Source organism: Pedobacter sp. R-06 (assembly GCF_049913135.1).
In the GTDB taxonomy this organism is placed as follows: Bacteria; Bacteroidota; Bacteroidia; order Sphingobacteriales; family Sphingobacteriaceae; genus Pedobacter.
Genome location: NZ_CP183977.1, coordinates 842,105 through 861,515 on the forward strand (window position 1 = coordinate 842,105; position 19,411 = coordinate 861,515).

Below are 19,411 nucleotides of genomic sequence, written 5' to 3' on the forward strand. Positions count from 1 at the left end.
TTTGGTTAATTAATATGCTAAGATAAAGAAAACTGATGCAATTTTTTAACGTATTTTTCTCGCTGGTACCAATCATTATAAACCAATTCAATCTGTTTTACTTGGAAGGTGCCGAAATCAAAATCCCTATATTTTTCGATAAGCTGAACCAAGGCATTTTTGTTTTCGAGTTCAGACCTGAAACGGATCACTGTAGCGTGGGCGGTTTGGATGGCATAACGTTTATCGATACTTTGCTGGAGCTCCGAATTTTTAAATGCCGCTCTTAAATCGTCTCTGATTTCGTTTAAGGTATCAGTTAAAAAACCTTGAATTAAAATGCAGGATGGCGATGCAGTAAGCCCTTTAAACTGGATTTTGAAGCTTTTATGTTTGCCTAAAACCTGTTGGATAAGCTGAATATAATCCTGAACATTGATATCCTTTAAATCAAAGCCATCATAACAGGAAATGATAGACATCAGGGTAATATGTATGTCAGCATTCTGATAATAATATTGATCAGGTTCAATTGCTTTTGCTTCAGTTAAAAACTGCTGGATTTTATATTTTGTTGCAGTATCCGGTCTGATTACCAGTGTGATTCCAAAACGCTGATCGGTATCCGAATCGATTAGATGATCTGTTTCATAATTCCCGGCAGCTATCTTTGCGATTGATTCGGTATAAAGTTTATGGTAATGCTCGGCTAAATTCATTTTTTTGTACACAAAAAAGTCGCAGGTTTAACCCTGCGACTTGATAAAACGGTCGTCATCTCGACTGAAGCGTAGCGAAATGGAGAGATCTGCAAAGGCAGATTTCTCGACTACGTTGCACTTCGCTCGAAATGACGACTTTATAGATAATAATCAGCATTTCAATATTTTTGAATAATATCTGATTTCTCAGAGGAACGATGCTTTTTAAGCCAACAAAGTTTTCCAACTTACTGCCGAGCCGATAATGTTTCCTAAATCGGCAATGGCTACACGTTCTTGCTCCATGCTATCGCGATGGCGGATGGTAACCGTGTTATCTTCTAAACTCTGGTGATCAACTGTGATACAGAAAGGTGTACCAACAGCATCCTGACGGCGATAACGTTTACCAATGGCATCTTTCTCTTCATAAATACAGTTGAAATCAAATTTCAGGGTATCCATAATTTCGCGGGCTTTTTCAGGCAAACCATCTTTTTTCGTTAATGGAAAAATGGCTACTTTGTACGGCGCCAATGCTGGGTGTAAACGCAATAACGTACGGCTATCCTGTTTATCGTCGGTGCTTAAATCCTGCTCTTCAAAAGCGTTAATCATGGTTAACAAGAACATACGGTCTAAACCAATAGATGTTTCGATTACATAAGGAACGTAGTTGCCATATGGCTTACCTTCTTCATTTAAATCGTTATCGAAATATTGCATTTTCTTACCAGAGTACTCCTGGTGTTGCGTTAAATCGAAATCGGTACGGCTATGGATCCCTTCAACTTCTTTAAATCCGAACGGGAATTCGAATTCAATATCAGTAGCCGCATTGGCATAGTGTGCTAATTTTACGTGGTCATGGTAACGGTATTTTTCAGGCGAAGTACCTAAAGCTTTGTGCCATTTCAAACGGGCTTCTTTCCAGTATTCGAACCATTTTTTGTCTTCGCCAGGGCGCACAAAAAATTGCATTTCCATTTGCTCAAACTCACGCATACGCATAATAAACTGGCGGGCAATTACTTCATTTCTGAAAGCCTTACCAATCTGCGCAATACCGAAAGGAATTTTCATCCTTCCCGATTTTTGTACATTTAAAAAGTTTACGAAAATACCCTGCGCTGTTTCCGGACGAAGATAAACCTCATCACTACCTTCAGCCATTGCACCAAATTGCGTGCTAAACATCAGGTTAAACTGGCGTACATCAGTCCAGTTAGAAGTTTTAGAAATTGGGCAGATTACTTTGTAATCAACAATTAAATCTTTTAACTGCGCTAAATTTTCTGATTTAAGCGCAAGGTTCATTTCTACCTCAAGTGTTAACCCTTTTTTAACAAATCTCCAGCTCGCTTCTTCAACAAAAGGATATTTAGTGTGATCTAAAATCGTTTCCTCATCTTTAAATGTTGGCACCCAGCTTGCCTGGCCTTCATCACTTAAACCCAATATTTCTTGTTGAAATGCTTCAAATTTCGCCTTATTCTCAGGACTGAAATTGGCCAGTTCTGAATATAACTCATCAATTTTATTCTCTAATAACTGATCGGCACGGTAACGTTTTTTAGAATCTTTGTTGTCGATCATTGGGTCGTTAAAACCATCAACGTGTCCGCTGGCTTTCCAAACCTTGGGGTGCATAAAAATTGCAGAGTCAATCCCTACAATATTTTCGTGCATTTGCACCATGGCTTTCCACCAATAGGTTTTAATGTTGTTTTTTAATTCGGCACCCAATTGGCCGTAATCGTATACAGCACTTAAGCCATCATATATTTCGCTGCTCTGAAATACAAAACCGTATTCTTTAGCGTGTGATATTACATTTTTAAATTGTTCGTCGTTATTCTTTTGAGCCATAATGCAGCAAAGATAATAAAAAGGCGGAGGGTTTAAAGGTATAAGGTTTTGATCAAGCTAAAAAAACAATGCGATCGTCCTGCTGAATTTATTTGAGCATCTTTCAAAGAAATCAGATACGTGATAATTTAGCTTATATGCCCTTAAATCTCTTATGTGGTTCAAAATAATTGGGAAAGGAATGGTCGTGCTAGTCGGTTTCGGAGTTCCTGCTTTCCGCTTTACTTCGTTACACTCGTGCTCGCTGCAATCAGGTTTAGGTGGCTGCATAGTGCTTCTATTTTCGTTTCGATAGCAGATTGCTTATATGCCCTTAAATCTCTTATGTGGTTCAAAATAATTGGGAAAGCAATAGTCGTGCTAGTCAGTTCCGGAGCTCCTGCTTTCCGCTTTACTTCGTTACACTCGTGCTCGCTGCAATCAGGTTTAGGCGGCTATTATAGTGCTTCTATTTTCGTTTCGATAGTAGATTGCAGAAAAAAATTATCAGCACGAACCATGGTAGCTAAACGGGATGGTAGCGGTATCCTTTTGCTGTCACCCAGAGCGGAGTCGAAGGGTAGCTAAAGATATAGCAAACAGCCCGACCGAACCCTCCCCATAAAATGCTACAGCACCTTTACTCATCGTTTGTATTATCTAATCAGGCCTAACTCAGACATAAAAAAATCGGTGCAACTAAATGTCACCGATTTTTAAAATTAAGAAGTGATTAGGTTTTTGTTGGCTTAAATGCTGATGTCCCTTTCCTCTTCAACACTTAATACGCCTTCAATTTTTTTGATATCTGCAATTTTATGATTGCCCGGAACAATTACGATTACACCAATTGAATCTAAAGCTTCTACATCTTTAACACCAATTTTCTTCAGCTCTTTTGCCACTGAATCCATTGCGGTGTCTTTTACAGATATTAACCATTTTGTTTTCATCTTATAATTTTTTCAATTGGGCCAATTGGATCGATAGGGAATTTCGGATTTACTAAAATTGGCAATTTATCAATTGGATATTTTATCAATCTTGTTTTTGTAGGTGCTTGTACTAATCCTGCTCCTACATCTCTGCCTGGTAAAGGTAAGGTTTTCGCTGTTGAAGTTAATTTTCTCCACAAGTTAATTCCTCTCAAACCCGATGCTTGTGCCCATAGTGCCGCAATACCAGCAACATGTGGGGTAGCCATACTGGTTCCGTTCCAGCTTGCATACTTGGTTGGCAGTTTTGTAGAAGAGTAAACATTAACCCCCGGAGCAGCAATATCTACAGCACCATAAGTTGGGTAAAGGCCTCCGTTAGAAAAAGCCGCTACGTTCATATTTACATCTACAGCACCTACGGCCATTATTGATGGACAATTTGCAGGGTGCATTACCTGCCTTACAGTGCCTGGCCTAGCCGAATCGTTTCCTGCAGCAGCAATAATTAAAGTGCCTTGTGCTAAAGCACGGGCGGCAGCGGTTTCAAAAACAGCAGAATAGCCAGCCCCGGTTACAAAGCCCCTTAACGACATGCTTACCACATCACAACGGTTGGCAATAGCCCAGTTAATGCCGGCAAGAATGCCTCCATCTCCACCAGAACCGCCATTGCTTAAAACTTTTCCGATATAAATACTGGCAGCATATGCAATACCGTATCTTTCTGTTGCCGATGGCGAACTAGAAGGACCACAGGCAGTACCCGTACAGTGCGTGCCGTGGCCATGTCCATCCTGAGTGCTTTCTCCGCTAATAAAACTTTGATGAACAACAGGACGGCCGGCAAAATCAGGGTGATGGAAATCGAATCCTGTATCCAATATGGCAACTTTAATGCCTGCACCGTTGTATGGGTTGTACCTTAAAAAGCTGGTTGGTACCACATTGGTTGCTTTTAATCCCCAGGTAGCACCAACAGATTCTACTTCCGATTCTTGCTCTTCATAGTTGTAATCTTCTGTTTCGGTTCCAACCAATACGTTGGTCATTTGGTTTACCGCATCTCTATAGCCCTCTACATAATTTTGGGTACTTTCATCCAGCATTCCAATAGCATAAACTACCCTTTCTTTTTCTACAATCATTTCACTTTCACCTAAACTGCTGATTGAATTTTCAATTTTCGGTTTTTCGTTTACGATAGCGATTCCCAGCTTGTCTAGTATGATACCGTCAGTTTTAGCGAGGTCTTTATCAGTGAAAAACTCGTTTTCAAATTCTAAAGAGCTTTTTAAGTTCAATCCGCTAATAGAATTGATCTGGTTAATAGAATCGGAGGTGTTTGATCCTTCTGGTAGCAGTACAAGGTACCTTCCTGTGTACTCTACTTTTTCTTCTTTTTTCAATGTTTTTGACATGGTTTAAGTTTTTAAGTTTTGCCTACTCTATTCAGGATTTTCGGCTTATTCCCGTTGGTGTTTTTTGTTGTTAAACACTAATCCAAAATTGAAACAGTTAGCGCAGAAAAACCTTAGGTAAACCACTAGAAATCAATGGTGAAAGCAACAAAATAAAAAGCAGTAAAAACAACAATAAAATATGGGGAAAACCCCATCTGTTATCTATAAAAGTTTTATCACATTTGGGAATAAAAGTTAACTTTAATTAAAACTCAAAAATTATGGAAATGCAACATCTACCTGGCTACGCTATCGTATTTTTATGTGGGGTACTAGTATGTTATCTGTTACTAAAACTAATCGATCTTATGAAAACAAATGAAAGGCGGGGACATCCAAATACCATGGATCCGGCAATAATTCAACAAATGGTAGATAATTACCGCAACAGCCATTTAGCTGCAATTAATAAAACATTGGGAATAAACGATTCGCATTCTGTTTCTTTTGGTTTAAAAACCTTGAAAAAATTTATTGCCGATATCGAATTTTTCAGCAAAAAAGTAGATCCTCGCATTGCTGATGGAGCATTGGGTATCCGTTTCTACTACGCTGCCTATCCAAAAGATAACGAATGGAATGGTTTTGAGGGTGAAAAATCGATAGGAAAAAATTATGCTCAAAAACATACACTTGTTATGATCCCCACTCTAAAGAAAAAGAGTAGTGATGGAAGTTACCAGGATTATGACTTTAATCCTTTAGACCGTGCTTCTTTCCCGCTAAAAGAAAGAGAAAAAGCGCAACCAATTACCTTAATGGCCATGAGTTCGGATAGTAGTGATAGTCAATCGCGTGAGGTAATGGCTCAAAATCACGGCCAGCTTATTCCGCCCGCAGAAGCTACTGTTGAGATTTACTAAGCTCTTTCATACGATGAACAGCTTTCAAAAACTGCTTAGCGACAGCTTTCTTTGGATTGAGGGAGGAACTGCAATTGTTGCTTTACTGCACTTAAAAGGCTTAAAAAGGCAATATTGGCGTTTTTTTATCTATTTTTTGGTTATTGTTTTTATATGTGAGGCTGTGGGGAAATGGGGAGGCGCGTACATCAGTTTTTCTAAAACAAAATATTACAACTATGTTGTTATCCCTTTTCAGTTTATCTTTTTTTACTGGCTTTATGCTTTCAAATCCTTTAACAATAAAACGCTGTTTTGGGCACTCACCTTATTATATTTACTTTCATTTATACCAAGCGAATTCTACTTTAAGGGCAGTAAAATAATCTTTTCGTTTAATTATACTTTCGGATCCTTTATTTTGATGGTTTTAGTGGTGATGGAATATTATAAACAGATCACTTCTTCCGATATCATTAATTTTAACAGGAACAGAATGTTTTATGTTAATTTGGGGGTAACCTTGTTTTATATTGGAACATTACCGTTTTGGACATTTTATTACCTGCTGGTAGAATATAAGCAAATCTGGAATATTTATTTTGATTATTTTCTGATTTCAGGTATTGTAATGTATGTATTATTCTCAATTTCATTCGTATGGGGAAAACAGAACTCTTAATTACCATTATCCTTTTTAACCTGTTTTTTGTGCTCTTTGTAGTAGCCATTATGGTTTATATCAAAAAATATAAAGAACGGAAAAGAGAATATCTGAATGAAATCAAAATCACCAACGAAATACACCAGAAAGAACTTTTAACTACCCAGTTAGAAATACAACAGGCCACCATGCAGCAGATTGGCCGCGAATTACACGATAATATCGGACAAAAATTAACATTGGTGAGCCTTTATACCCAACAGCTTGTACATGAAAATACGGTGCCCCAGGCAAGTAAAAGAATTGAGCAGATTTATCAGATCATTAATTCATCATTGCAAGACCTGAGGAGTTTGTCGAAAAACTTAACGAACGATAACATAAGTGAAAATGAAATTGTAACTTTAATACAGGAAGAAGTGAACAACCTCAATGCTTTGAAAAAATGTAAGGTAACCTTTCAATACAATTTCGAAAGTATAGATCTGGAGTTTGTGAAAAAGAATGTATTATTAAGGATAACCCAAGAATTTCTTCAAAACAGTTTAAAACATGCACATTGCAGTAATATCAAGATTCAATTAAGTTCTTCTCCTGAAGTTTTTTTAGCATTGAAAATACAGGATGATGGAGTGGGATTTGATTATGGTAAAGTCACCTCTGATGGTATAGGATTAAAAAACATGAAAAAAAGAGCCGAAATTATCGGTGGACAATTTAATTTAGAAAGCAAACCCGATTCAGGCACTACACTTACTATTATTTTAAATGGCCCGGCATGAAAAAAACTATAGTTATTGTTGATGATCATATCCTGATTGCAAAAGCGCTTCAGGGCATTATAGATAATTTTGCAGCCTTTGAGGTGATGTATGTTTGTGAAAACGGAAAAGAGCTGATTAAAAACTTCGAAAACAGCAATAAAATCCCCGATATTTTACTTTTAGATATTAGCATGCCCATTATGGATGGTTTTGAAACCGTAACCTGGGTAACTGCAAATCACCCGGAGGTAAAAGTAATGGCCCTGAGTATGCAGGGTGAAGAAAAAAGCGTGATTAAAATGGTTAGCAACGGTGCTAAAGGCTACCTGTTAAAAAATGCGCATCCGGTAGAGCTCGAAAACGCGCTTACAAAATTGAGTATTAACGGGTTTTTTTACCCTGACTGGGCATCGAAAATCATTTTCTCCAGCCTAAATAAAACCAAAGATACTGAGATCAAAATTTCAGATCGGGAGAAGGAGTTCTTAAAATATACCGTTACCGAGCTTAATTATAAAGAAATAGCCGATAAAATGTTCTGTAGCCCCAGGACGGTTGAAAGCTATCGCGATCAGTTATGCGAAAAACTCGAACTTAAAACCCGGGTAGGGTTGGCTGTTTTTGCCATTAAAAATGGCTTTGCGTAAAGGTTAATTATTTAAAAGTATGAATTGGTAAACTGATATGATGGCACGATTAACGATTTCAACAATTAACCAATTAACCTTACTTTTGAAGCATGAAATTCCATCATTTGCTATTTTTGGTTATTGTTGCAGTTTTTACCTCATGCAAACCAGAAGAAAAAAGCCATCAATATATTAAGTTTAATACACCAGCCGAGTTATATCAATTCTTAAAATGGTCGCCAGAAAGCCGTTTTCCATTAATCAGTGCCCATCGTGGTGGTCCAATGCCTGGTTTTCCTGAAAACTGCATCGAAACATTCGATAACGCCACTACTTATAATCCGGTAATTATAGAATTCGACATTACCTACAGTAAAGATTCGGTAATGGTGATTATGCACGATGATAAGCTCGATCGCACTTCGACCGGAAAAGGACCGGTTGGCAATTATACTTACGAGGAGTTGAAAGCCTTTAATCTTAAAGATAATGAGGGCAAAGAAACAAAATTTAAAATCCCGACTTTAGATAGTGTATTAAGCTGGAGCAAAGGAAAAGTTTTATTAACCATCGATTTGAAAAAAGGGGTTTCTTATGCCAAGGTGATCGAAAAGGTAAGGCAATATAATGTAGAAAGTAATTCGATAATCATTACTTATACTGCCAATCAGGCCAAGGAGGTGCATCAATTGGCACCCGAACTTATGATTTCTGCCTCTGTTCAAAAGAAAGCCGAATTGAAGCGGTTAAATAGCATGGGGATTCCCAATAACCGTATTGTAGCTTTTGTTGGTGTTTCCGCTCCGGATAAAGAATTGTACCAATACCTGCATAACAAAGGCATTACCACCATTTTAGGTACCATGGGAAATATCGATAAAAGCGCCATTGCCAGTCCGGTAAAAAATGTTTATTATCATTTGGTTAATAATGGTGCAGATATTTTGTCGGGTGATAATTTACCACAGGCATCAGAAGAACTGGATAAGTTTAGGTACAATAAAAAATTAAGTTCAGTGCATGTACACTAACCTATTCGTAATTGCTCGGCACGAAGCAATTCTACTACTATAGTCTATTGCGAACGCTTTAAGATTGCTTCGTGCCTCGCAATGACGATAGTTCCAAACCTTACCTTCGCGAAAACCTTTGTGTTCTTTGCGGTTAAACATACAGATATGAGTATTTCAGTTAAAAATCTTTCTAAACATTACGATAAGCAAAAAGCGGTCGATTCGATTAGTTTTGAGGCCATTCCAGGTCGTATTTTAGGTTTTCTTGGTCCTAATGGAGCTGGTAAATCTACCACCATGCGTATGCTTACCGGTTATTTAGAACCTACATCTGGTGAGGCTGAAATTTCTGGAAAGAACATTCTTTCAGAAGCTATCGAAGCTAAAAAACGCATTGGTTATCTTCCTGAAAATACCCCGCTTTATACGGATATGTATGTAAAGGAATTTTTAAATTTTGTCGGCCAAACTTATAAGCTTAACAATTTGCCTGCGCGGATTGATGAAGTCATCAAAATGGTCGGTTTAACACCCGAGCAACATAAAAAAATCGGTATGTTATCCAAAGGTTATCGCCAAAGGGTAGGTCTGGCTCAAGCCATTATCCATAACCCGGAGGTACTTATTTTAGATGAACCTACATCAGGCTTAGATCCGAACCAACTGGTTGATATTAGGCAATTGATCAAAACATTGGGAGCGGCTAAAACGGTTGTCATCTCCACGCACATTATGCAAGAGGTTGAAGCCATTTGCGACGACATCATCATCATCAGCAAAGGTAAAATTGTAGCTAACAATTCACTTGAAGGTTTGAAAAAGGCTCATCAACAACAATCATTAGAAAATATTTTCAGAAAACTTACCGCTTAATTTCATGTCTGGCTCAAAAATCGCAGTTTTACTCGTTACCCTTTTATTTTCAAGTCCCATACTGTTAAAAGCTCAAAATAGCGCTAACATTGGCATCGCTGCAGAGATTGGTTTACCATCAGGTAACTTTTCCAATCTTTCAGGAATTGGCCTGGGTGCATCTGTAAAAGCTGATCTTCCTGTTGCAGAAAATTTTGCATTAACTTTAAATGTGGGCTTTATGAACTTTTTTGGTCGGCGGAATCAACTTTTCAATGTTCAGGATTTAACTTACATACCCGCTAAAGCTGGCTTGAAATATCAGCTGGGAGAAAGTTTTTACGCTGAAGGGCAGTTAGGTGCAGCATTGCCTTTAAATAAAAATCAGAAAACCTTATTTGCCTGGTCGCCCGGCATAGGCAATCAATTTAAACTTTCAGGAGGAAATAAACTCGACTTAGGCATCCGCTATGAAGCATGGACAGGAAAGAATAATACGATCGGCTTGAACAGATCTGATACAAAAGGATTTGTAGGGATCAGATTTGCCTATGTGTTTGGGCTGTGAAACAACTGTTGTGTTTAATTGTTTGGTTTATTAGTCAAAAAAAAATACAATACTCTTAAATCTCATAACTTAATACAACGTTTTAGAATAAATTATTCTTTGTTTAATGTTAAGTTAATCAGTGTGTTACGTTTTGCGGTTTCTTTTTCTGGTTTTATTTGTAACGTTTTTGGCATCATGATTGTCTAAAACCTGAAATAATTAACGAACAATAATTTAAAAAACAATGAAAAAAGTATTACTATCTTTATTAATGGTTGCAGGCCTGGGCTTTGCAGCTTCAGCTCAAACAGAAGGCGCAGTTAACAAAATCAGTGTAGGACCAGATTTCTTATTGCCTGTGGGCGATAATACGAATGGACTAAGCTTAGGTTATGGAGGTTCAGTAATGGGTGAATTTAATGTTGCCAAATCATTGAACTTAACTGCATCAGCAGGTTATATTTCAGTAGCTCCAGAAAAAGCTTGGAAAGACCTTGGTGCTACTAATTCAGGAGTTATTCCTTTAAAAGCAGGTGCTAAATATTATTTTGGTGGTAACTTTTACGGTGCTGGTGAATTAGGTGCTGCAATTTTTACCGAAAATAATGGTGGTACAGCATTTTCTTACGCTCCAACTTTAGGCGCTTCATTTTCAGTTTCTGATAAATCAAGTATTGACTTAGGAGTACGCTACGAAGGATGGTCGAAAAATAGCACTACCTTATCATTTGTTGGTATCCGCGCTGCATTTGCATTCGGTTTATAATATTAAACCCTAATTTATTCCAAAGCCTCCAAGAAATTGGGGGCTTTGTTGTTTCTCAGCTATTTAAGGTTTCATTGGTTACAAAATAATTTTAACTATCAAGTTAGTTTGTTTATCATTGTACTGTTTTTGCTAAATAGCGAAGACAGGGAAACTAAAAACAATTTTCAAAATCAGATGAAAAAACTAGTATTATCTTTATTAACAGTTGCAGGTTTAGGCTTTGCAACTTCAGCTCAAACAAACAAACCTGTAATTTTTGGCGTGAAAGCAGGCGTAGCCTTTCCAAACATGACCATATCATCAGGAAACGCATCGGTAAGTTTCGATGCAAAAACATCTTATTATATTGGCGGTACAGCCGAATTTGTACTGTCTGATGTAATTTCAATTCAACCAGGTTTAACTTTTATAAACAAAGGAACCAAATTTGCCAGCGGCGATTTTGACTTTGATGGTAATGACATTTCAACTACTGAAGAGGCAACGTTAAATTTTAAATATCTGGAGTTACCGGTAAACCTATTGGCAAACTTTAAATTGGGAAGCTCTGGTAAGGTATTTCTAGGTGCAGGACCTTATTTTGCGTATGCATTAAGTGCAAATGGTAAATACGGATCGGTAAAAGAAGACATCAAATTTGGTGAATCAGAATCCGAATTTAAACGGACTGATTTTGGCTTAAACTTTTTAGCAGGTTATCAATTGAATAACGGCTTTAATATTCATGCAGGGTATGGATTAGGATTAAGCAGTATAGCAGATTCTGATCTCTCAGATGAGATTACCTTTAAAAATAAAGTTTTCTCAGTGGGGGTAGGTTTTTCTTTCTAAACCGAACCAAGAAATAGTGAAGCCCCGAAGTTAATTCGGGGCTTTTTTTGTAAACAACGATTTCTACTGAGATGGGAATCCTTGTTTAAATTTAATTGTAAATATTACTGATTTGATAATACATTCATTTAATCAATTCCTTTTAGATTTGCAGGAATAAATGGTTAACTTCGGCGTTTTAATAGCACATGTACGCAGTTTTTAAACGCGAGTTATTCAGTTTCTTAAGTTCGATGGTTGCTTATATTACCATTGGCATTTTTCTATTGGTTTCTGGCCTGTTACTTTGGTTTTTTCCTGATACTTCAATACTTGATTATGGTTATGCCGAACTTGATGGTTTTTTCAGCCTGGTTCCTTACCTTTTCATGTTTCTCATCCCAGCCATCACCATGCGCTCTTTTGCCGAAGAAAGGAGAGAGGGAACTTATGAACTTTTAATCACGCTGCCCATCCAAATTTGGCAAATTGTTGTGGCAAAGTATTTAGCGAGTTTAGTTCTGGTACTTTTTGCCCTAATCCCAACGCTAATTTATTACTACAGCATTTCAAAGCTGGGTTTTCCTGAAGGAAATATCGATTCAGGATCGGTTATAGGCTCCTATATCGGTTTGTTTTTATTGGGTGCTGCCTTTACATCCATTGGTATTTTTTCGTCAGCATTGACTAAAAATCAGGTGATTGCTTTTGTGATCAGTGCAGCTTTATGTGCATTCGCTTTTTTAGGCTTCGATTACAGCAGTCAGATTGCTGCGTTTCAAAGTATCGGCAATATCATCAGTAGTTTAGGGATTAATCAACACTATACTTCTATAAGCCATGGTGTTTTAGATACCAGAGACCTCATTTACTTTATTACTTTTTCAGTGCTGTTTCTGTTTGTCACTAAATTAATAATAGGAGGGAAGCGATAATGAAGCTGAAGAATAAATGGATTAATTCTATCATCGTTATAGCTGCATTAATTATTTTAAATGTTGCGGGGCAGTACGCTTTTTATCGTTTTGATTTTACTGCTGATAAACGTTTTACGCTGAGCGAAAAAACAAAAAGCTTACTGCAGAAAAATGAAAAGCCAGTAATCATTACTGTATTCTTAGCGGGGGAATTACCACCTGCTTTTAAAAGGTTACAAGCTGCGGTGTCAGATATTTTGTCTGATTATCAGGCTTATGCCAAGACAGAAGTTAAGGTGGTTTTTGTCGACCCTTTAGTAGGTCTTAATCAGGCTGATCAAGATACAGTAATCAATAATTTGTACGAAAGAGGTATAGAAGCAACCAATTTAAGTGTTAAAACTGAAAGTGGATTAACGCAGAAACTCGTATTTCCGATGGCTATGATGGAAAGTGAAGGAAAGGAATTCCCCATCAAACTCTTTCAAAATTTAGATACCCGTGGAAATTACGAAGACAATATAAACCGATCTATTGAAAATCTGGAGTATATTTTTACTTCGGGGTTAAAGAAAGTACTTTCGGGTGATAACCCTCGGATTGGTTTTTCGGAATCAAATGGCGAACTTTCCGATTTGCAATTGGCTGATGCCATTCACACCTTATCTAGCAGTTATCTGGTTGGCCGTATTGATTTGAATAGTATTGATAAAGCAGGGCTTGATAAGTTGAAAATGTTGATTATCGCCAAGCCCAAAAAACCTTTTACTGAAACAGAGAAATACAAAATCAATTATTTTGTAATGAACGGTGGAAGGGTACTTTGGAGTATTGATCAGGTAAATGCCGAGTTGGATAGTTTGCGGGGAAAAAGCGGGCAGATGGCTGTTAATAGTAATTTGAACCTGGATGATATGCTTTTTATGTATGGCGCAAGGATTAATTATAATATTATTGCCGATCCGGCAAACAGTGCCGAGATTCCGGTTTCTACAGGTATTGTGGGCGGGCAAAACCAGATGCAATTGGTGCCCTGGATTTATTACCCGATTTTATTGCCCGATACTGTAGAAAGTGTTGTGAAAAAGCTGGATGGTGTAAAGTCTGAATTTCCAAGTACAGTAGATACTATTGGTGTTAGCGGTGTAAAAAAATCGTATATTTTAACTACATCTCCCTATAATAAAGTGTATAATGTGCCGAAATTGTTTAGCTTGCAAATGGTAAGCGAACAGTTAGATCCTCGGTCTTTCCAAAGTAAACCACAACCTGTCGGTTTAATGTTAGACGGTAACTTTCCATCGGTTTTTGCCGGGCGGCCCTTACCGGCTACCATTACGCAACCTTACACCCTAGAAAGTATAAGCAAACCGGCTAAAATGATTGTAATTGGAGATGGCGATATTTTTAAAAACCAGGTATCGGAGCAAAATGGAACGCCTTTTCCGTTAGGTTTCGACCGCTATTCGCAGCGTACTTTTGGTAATAAGGCTTTATTGCTCAATATTGTTGATTATTTTACGGATAACGACAACTTAATTGCGCTGAGGAATAAAGAATTAAAAATTAGATTGTTGGATAAAGCCAAAATTAAGCTCGAAAAAACGAAATGGCAATTTATAAATGTGGTGGCACCCTTGCTATTGTTAATATTCTTTGCGATTTTTCAACATTATCACCGCAAATACAAGTACGCTAAATAATTTTTATATTTTTGAAGAAGACTAAATAATATCATGAGATTTATTGTATCCACATCAACTCTATTAAAACACTTACAAACCGTAAATGGTGCATCAAGCAGCAGTACGGTTTTGCCTATATTAGAAAATTTTCTCTTCGAAATTAAAGATGGAAACTTAACTATCTCTGCTACCGATCTGCAAACGAGCATGACAACTGCTTTGGCTGTAGAATCAAAGGAAGAAGGTAAAGTAGCTGTTCCATCTAAAATTTTATTAGATACGCTTAAAACATTGCCAGATCAGCCCATCGCATTTAATATCGATGATAGTACTTTTGCGATCGAGATCAGTGCCGGAGATGGTAAATATAAATTAAGTGGTGAAAATGGTGATGATTTTCCGAAGATTCCAGTAGTGGAAAACGCGTCTTCTGTAAACTTACCTGCGTCTGTTTTAACTGAAGCCATTACAAAAACTATTTTTGCGGTTAGTAATGATGAGTTGCGCCCGGCTATGACTGGTGTATTCTGCCAGTTATCTCCTCAGCATATCACCTTTGTAGCTACCGATGCACATAAGCTGGTGAGATACCGCCGTATGGATAGCAAGGCAGATAAAGCAACATCATTTATTCTCCCTAAAAAAGCTTTAACACTTTTGAAGGCTGCTTTACCTTCAACTGATATTAACGTATCAGTAGATTATAATGCAACAAGCGCTTTCTTTAAGTTCGAAAATATCAATTTAGTGTGTCGTTTAATAGACGAGCGCTATCCAGATTATGAGGCAGTAATTCCGACCAATAATCCAAACAAACTAATTATCGATAGAAGTTTGTTTTTAAATACACTTCGTAGGGTGGTAATTTTTGCGAATAAAACGACACATCAGGTAAGATTGAAAATTAGCGGAAGTGAATTAAATATCTCTTCGGAAGATTTAGATTTTGCTAACGAAGCACACGAACGTTTAAGTTGCCAATATGACGGCGAAGACCTGGAAATAGGCTTTAATGCACGCTTTTTGATCGAAATGTTGAGTAATTTAAGTGGTGATGAAGTTACTTTAGAACTTTCGACACCAAACAGAGCAGGGCTTTTAATTCCGCAGACCAATGATGAAAATGAAGACGTTTTAATGTTGGTGATGCCTGTTATGCTGAATAATAGTTATTAATAAAAACTAATTTATTAGTTTTGTAAACAAAATGGCTTGGTTTTTGACCGAGCCATTTTTGTTTATAACCAACTAACACAAACCAATGAAAATCTATAACAATCTCTCTAAATCACTGATTTTACTTACCGTCTTATGTAGTATAGGTCTGTCATCCTGTAAAAAGGACAACCCTGATGAAGTAGTAAAAGGCCAGGCCAAGGTGAAAATGGTCAATGCATCTCAGGCCGATGCACATCAGGATGTTTATTTAGATAATGAAAAACTAACCACCGTTGCTTTAGCCTTTGGCGAAACCAGCGATTATGTAAAAATACCTTCAGGCAATAGAAGCGTTTCTTATGCTGGCACAAATAATACAACAACTGATACCTCTTTAAACTTTATACCATCTATTACCTACACTACTTTTTTGGTTACCAATAAAAAAGGAGAGATGGAAATAGTAAGTTATGAAGATAATTTAAGTAATACCGAGTCAACCAAAGCCAAAATTAAACTGATTAATCTTACACCTAACTTTGCCACTGGCATAAACGTTATGGTACAAGGTGGTACCCAGTTTGTTAATGGACTGGCTTTTAAAGAAGCATCTAACTATTTTGCAGTGGATACAGGATTCGATTTAAGATATACAGTAGTAGGTTCTGGTAATGTTAAAACCATTCAAAGTACGGCATTAGAAGGAGGAAAGATATATACCATTTGGTTTAGTGGCACTACGGCTGCAACGTTAGAAGCGCACATCATTACCGATAATTAATTTCAAAGTTTAATATGCTTTCTGCTATCTTTACGTTTTATTAGCATCAGCGATTAATTATGAAAAACAAAGTATTGTTTCCTAAAATATTTCTTCTTCTTACACTTGCCATTTTAATCAGCTCATGCATCAAAAATGATAATTTAATCGAGGGTGATGCTAAAGTTCGATTCTTTCAGGCTGCTTCAACTGATACCACGCAAAGTTTCTATTTAAATGGAATACAAATAGGAAACCCTGTTGCTTATGGTACAAACACAAGTTATGTAGTCGTTGCAGGCGATTCGGCTTATAATATAACCACTCGAAATATAAATACAGGTATTGATGTAGCTTCATTGAAAAATCAAACATTTAAAATTGGACAGAATTATTCTGTGTTTTATTATAAAGAAAAAGCTGGCGACCCTGCAAACTTGAAAGTTTATACCGATGATGTAAAACCAGATCTTGATTCAGCTAAACTAACTTTTTTAAACCTTGGTTACACACTAGGCTCAAGTGTTGTAATTACCGATAGCACAAATACTGCTAAACCTGTAGAATCTACAATTGCGTATGGTGCGATTAAAACTTTCAAGGTTAAAGTTAATAAAAATATGAAATTTGCCTTTAAATTAACTAGTCCTACTGCGACAAACCCTCCGCCTGCGGTATCACGCTTAGATTCTCTTAATATTAATAATGGTAGAGTTTACCTGATATTATTTGATGGCGATAAAAAAGGAGAACTTAAAAATCGTATCATCTCTGCTAACTAATTTTATTGCAAAATACTAGCATTTAATCCCTTTGATATTCATACTTTTGCCCAAAATTAGATAAATGGAACTACTACAGCAGCTTATAGATTTTATTCTTCATATAGACGTACATTTAGCTGAAATTGTTAACGAATACCGTACCTGGACTTACCTCATTTTATTCCTGATCATTTTTGCCGAAACCGGTTTTGTGGTAACACCGTTCCTTCCTGGCGATTCGTTGCTTTTTGCAATGGGTGCTTTAATTGCAGGTGAACATGAAACTGGATTAAATATCTGGATCATGCTTATTATTCTAATTGTAGCAGCAATTTTAGGAAATACAGTTAACTATAAACTCGGGAGTGTTTTAGGTGCAGGTGTATTTAAAGAAAAAAATAAAATTTTAAAGCTTAAATATTATCATCAATCTCACGAATTTTTTGAGAAACATGGTGGTAAAGCCATTATGTTGAGTAGGTTTTTGCCAATTTTCAGAACCATTGCACCATTTGTAGCAGGAATAGCTAAAATGCCTTTCGGTCGTTTTACTTATTATAACATTATTGGTGGAGTAGCCTGGATATTTGCGTTATTGTTAGGCGGTTATCTATTAGGGCAAATTCCGGTAATTAAAAACAATTTCGAACTGGTTATTATTTTTATTGCTGTGGTAACTTTTGTTCCCGCCATCTGGGCAGCTATCAGAAGCCGTTTTCAACCTAAAAAGATTGAGGCCATTATTGAAGGAGAGGATACAAAGGCATAATTATAGTTCCCTGCCAATTAGGGAACCATTTTGATATTTCCTTTCTACCGCTTCACTTTCTATTTTCTCATCAGGTAATAGTGCTGTTTTAATCAGGTTTTTAAGCACAGGCTGACCTGCATCAACCCAGGCAGAATACCAGAATGATCCGGTTTTTAATATGGCAGCACGCATTTGCTTTTCTACCATGTTATTCATTTTAGTATGATAAGCTTTTGAATAGGCCATAGAATATTGTTTCAGCACAGTATTATTCCTTTCAGAAAAGCTATACTTTTTGTCGGAAGGAAATGATGCGTTCAGCTCAGCTTCGAAAGTTAATACGGTATCAACCAAACTGTGCGTGTGTTTAAGTATTTCCCAAGTTTCTTGTAATGGATTTTCTATATACTCTGCTTTGCCAACAACAAAATTATAATGAGTTGAAAACAATTCGGGTAAACGGCTTTCCCAGAAGGCATGTATACCAACCTGATTGGTGAGTTGCCCATTATGGTTTGCGGTAGAGTGTAAAGGAACATGTGCATCGCCAATGTAATGGCCCAGGTCTGCAGAATATTTTAAAATCTTTACAGAATCACGCATTTTAAAGGCTTTAATTAAACCATAATAGCTACGCTGTATTTGCCAGGGGATAATACCATCAGTGTTCAGTTTTTTTAGGCCGTATTTAGCCAGGGCATCATCCCATTTTTCGGGAATACTATCGATATTTTTCTCATAATTCTCCACATCGAGGTAATGCCGTGGTGCTTCGAGCGTATCAGCATATCTACGTTTATCTGGGTCAACGGCATGTTCGGTAATGTATTTGATATTCCTTTTATAGAAACCGATCATATCAGAAGGCAAAGTGAAAACAGCAAGGTTGTTTATCCTTTGATGTGCAAAGAACCCCCACGAGGTACAAAGAAATATAGGGATGATTAACGCGGTTAAAATCGTTAATCTTTTCATATAACCTAAGGTAAAAAAAAATCTTTGTAACTCAAAGGGCGTAGAAGTTAAAAATTATGCCTCTTCCATTTTTTTCATATCAAGCTTTTTCATCTTCATAACAGCGTCCATTACTCTTTTTGCTCTTTCGGGCGTTGCCATTAGCTCACCAATGTTTGATGGAACAATTTGCCATGAAAGTCCGAATTTATCCTTTAGCCATCCGCAAACGCTCTCTGTGCCCCCGTCATTTAGGAAAGTATCCCAATAATAATCTATTTCTTCCTGACTGTCGCAGTTTATCATAAGAGAAATCGCTTCATCGAATTTAAACTGCGGCCCGCCATTAAGGCCCAAAAATTTATTGCCGTTTAATTCAAAAGTAACAACCATGGGAGTTACTTGGGTAATTTTGGAATCCTTAAAAACTGTACAATAGTATTTTGCTGCTTCTTCGGCTTGTCCGTCAAACCAAAGGCATGTTACAAGTGGTTTTGCCATTTTATATAATTTTTTTGTGTTACCACAAGTTAGGCAAGATTTTTAGTATGCGTAAGGTTTAAATGTGACGATTTAAGGGGGCGATCTGGACAATAGTCTGCT

21 protein-coding genes are annotated in these 19,411 nt (G+C 37.0%); 15 read left to right on the forward strand and 6 right to left on the reverse strand.

Going from position 1 to position 19,411, the window contains the following annotated elements; genetic code table 11:
• Window positions 1–17: 17 nt before the first annotated feature.
• The 4 genes from ACN9MR_RS03570 to ACN9MR_RS03585 all read right to left on the reverse strand — a co-directional run bounded on the left by ACN9MR_RS03570 (window position 18) and on the right by ACN9MR_RS03585 (window position 4,884).
• Window positions 18–698: a 2'-5' RNA ligase family protein gene (locus ACN9MR_RS03570; protein WP_426328267.1), complete on the reverse strand. Its 681-nt coding sequence runs from the start codon at window positions 696–698 to the stop codon at window positions 18–20.
• Between the two features lie 207 nt (window positions 699–905).
• Window positions 906–2,549, reverse strand: a complete 1,644-nt coding sequence (locus ACN9MR_RS03575; RefSeq protein ID WP_426328268.1) for a glycine--tRNA ligase — start codon at window positions 2,547–2,549, stop codon at window positions 906–908.
• Between the two features lie 728 nt (window positions 2,550–3,277).
• Entirely contained in the window at window positions 3,278–3,481 is a 204-nt protein-coding gene (locus tag ACN9MR_RS03580) for a hypothetical protein (RefSeq protein ID WP_426328269.1), read from the reverse strand.
• Window positions 3,478–4,884, reverse strand: coding sequence for a S8 family peptidase (locus ACN9MR_RS03585; protein ID WP_426328270.1), 1,407 nt, complete (start codon window positions 4,882–4,884; stop codon window positions 3,478–3,480). Before ACN9MR_RS03585 ends, ACN9MR_RS03580 begins: the two co-directional genes overlap by 4 nt.
• A 350-nt stretch (window positions 4,885–5,234) precedes the next feature.
• On the opposite strand from ACN9MR_RS03585, the gene ACN9MR_RS03590 reads away from it, so the two are divergent.
• From ACN9MR_RS03590 to ACN9MR_RS03660, 15 genes are all read left to right on the forward strand, one after another.
• Window positions 5,235–5,789, forward strand: coding sequence for a hypothetical protein (locus tag ACN9MR_RS03590; protein ID WP_426328271.1), 555 nt, complete (start codon window positions 5,235–5,237; stop codon window positions 5,787–5,789).
• Between the two features lie 13 nt (window positions 5,790–5,802).
• Entirely contained in the window at window positions 5,803–6,450 is a 648-nt protein-coding gene (locus ACN9MR_RS03595; protein ID WP_426328272.1) for a hypothetical protein, read from the forward strand.
• Window positions 6,429–7,214 carry a sensor histidine kinase gene (locus ACN9MR_RS03600; protein WP_426328273.1) on the forward strand — a complete coding sequence of 262 codons (786 nt, stop codon included), beginning with the start codon at window positions 6,429–6,431 and terminating at the stop codon, window positions 7,212–7,214. Before ACN9MR_RS03595 ends, ACN9MR_RS03600 begins: the two co-directional genes overlap by 22 nt.
• Complete coding sequence (locus tag ACN9MR_RS03605) at window positions 7,211–7,843, forward strand: response regulator transcription factor (RefSeq protein WP_426328274.1); 633 nt, start codon at window positions 7,211–7,213, stop codon at window positions 7,841–7,843. The genes ACN9MR_RS03600 and ACN9MR_RS03605 overlap by 4 nt, the downstream gene beginning before the upstream one ends.
• Before the next feature lie 92 nt (window positions 7,844–7,935).
• Window positions 7,936–8,856 (forward strand): glycerophosphodiester phosphodiesterase family protein, encoded by a 921-nt coding sequence (locus ACN9MR_RS03610; RefSeq protein ID WP_426328275.1) that lies wholly within the window; start codon window positions 7,936–7,938, stop codon window positions 8,854–8,856.
• Window positions 8,857–9,003: 147 nt separating this feature from the next.
• On the forward strand, window positions 9,004–9,711 hold the full coding sequence (locus ACN9MR_RS03615; protein ID WP_426328276.1) for an ATP-binding cassette domain-containing protein: 708 nt from the start codon (window positions 9,004–9,006) through the stop codon (window positions 9,709–9,711).
• 4 nt (window positions 9,712–9,715) lie between these two features.
• Window positions 9,716–10,258: a hypothetical protein gene (locus tag ACN9MR_RS03620; protein WP_426328277.1), complete on the forward strand. Its 543-nt coding sequence runs from the start codon at window positions 9,716–9,718 to the stop codon at window positions 10,256–10,258.
• 226 nt (window positions 10,259–10,484) lie between these two features.
• Window positions 10,485–11,006, forward strand: a complete 522-nt coding sequence (locus ACN9MR_RS03625; protein ID WP_230143591.1) for a hypothetical protein — start codon at window positions 10,485–10,487, stop codon at window positions 11,004–11,006.
• Between the two features lie 177 nt (window positions 11,007–11,183).
• The gene (locus tag ACN9MR_RS03630) at window positions 11,184–11,840 is read left to right on the forward strand and encodes a porin family protein (protein WP_426328278.1); all 657 of its coding nucleotides are present in this window, start codon (window positions 11,184–11,186) and stop codon (window positions 11,838–11,840) included.
• 188 nt (window positions 11,841–12,028) lie between these two features.
• Window positions 12,029–12,754, forward strand: coding sequence for a gliding motility-associated ABC transporter permease subunit GldF (gene gldF / locus ACN9MR_RS03635; protein ID WP_426328279.1), 726 nt, complete (start codon window positions 12,029–12,031; stop codon window positions 12,752–12,754).
• Window positions 12,754–14,439 (forward strand): gliding motility-associated ABC transporter substrate-binding protein GldG, encoded by a 1,686-nt coding sequence (gene gldG, locus ACN9MR_RS03640; protein WP_426328280.1) that lies wholly within the window; start codon window positions 12,754–12,756, stop codon window positions 14,437–14,439. Before gldF ends, gldG begins: the two co-directional genes overlap by 1 nt.
• A 33-nt stretch (window positions 14,440–14,472) precedes the next feature.
• Window positions 14,473–15,597 (forward strand): DNA polymerase III subunit beta, encoded by a 1,125-nt coding sequence (gene dnaN, locus ACN9MR_RS03645; RefSeq protein ID WP_086545224.1) that lies wholly within the window; start codon window positions 14,473–14,475, stop codon window positions 15,595–15,597.
• Between the two features lie 85 nt (window positions 15,598–15,682).
• Window positions 15,683–16,360: a DUF4397 domain-containing protein gene (locus ACN9MR_RS03650; RefSeq protein ID WP_426328281.1), complete on the forward strand. Its 678-nt coding sequence runs from the start codon at window positions 15,683–15,685 to the stop codon at window positions 16,358–16,360.
• A gap of 59 nt (window positions 16,361–16,419) precedes the next feature.
• Complete coding sequence (locus tag ACN9MR_RS03655) at window positions 16,420–17,121, forward strand: DUF4397 domain-containing protein (RefSeq protein ID WP_426328282.1); 702 nt, start codon at window positions 16,420–16,422, stop codon at window positions 17,119–17,121.
• A 64-nt stretch (window positions 17,122–17,185) separates the two neighbouring features.
• Window positions 17,186–17,872 (forward strand): DedA family protein, encoded by a 687-nt coding sequence (locus tag ACN9MR_RS03660; protein WP_426328283.1) that lies wholly within the window; start codon window positions 17,186–17,188, stop codon window positions 17,870–17,872.
• Here the strand turns inward: ACN9MR_RS03660 and ACN9MR_RS03665 are convergent, their stop codons facing one another.
• Together ACN9MR_RS03665 and ACN9MR_RS03670 are read right to left on the reverse strand one after the other, a co-directional pair.
• A complete protein-coding gene (locus tag ACN9MR_RS03665; protein ID WP_426328284.1) occupies window positions 17,873–18,829 on the reverse strand; it encodes a zinc dependent phospholipase C family protein in 957 nt (318 codons plus the stop codon).
• A 54-nt stretch (window positions 18,830–18,883) separates the two neighbouring features.
• Window positions 18,884–19,309: a VOC family protein gene (locus ACN9MR_RS03670; protein ID WP_426328285.1), complete on the reverse strand. Its 426-nt coding sequence runs from the start codon at window positions 19,307–19,309 to the stop codon at window positions 18,884–18,886.
• Window positions 19,310–19,411: the final 102 nt, after the last annotated feature.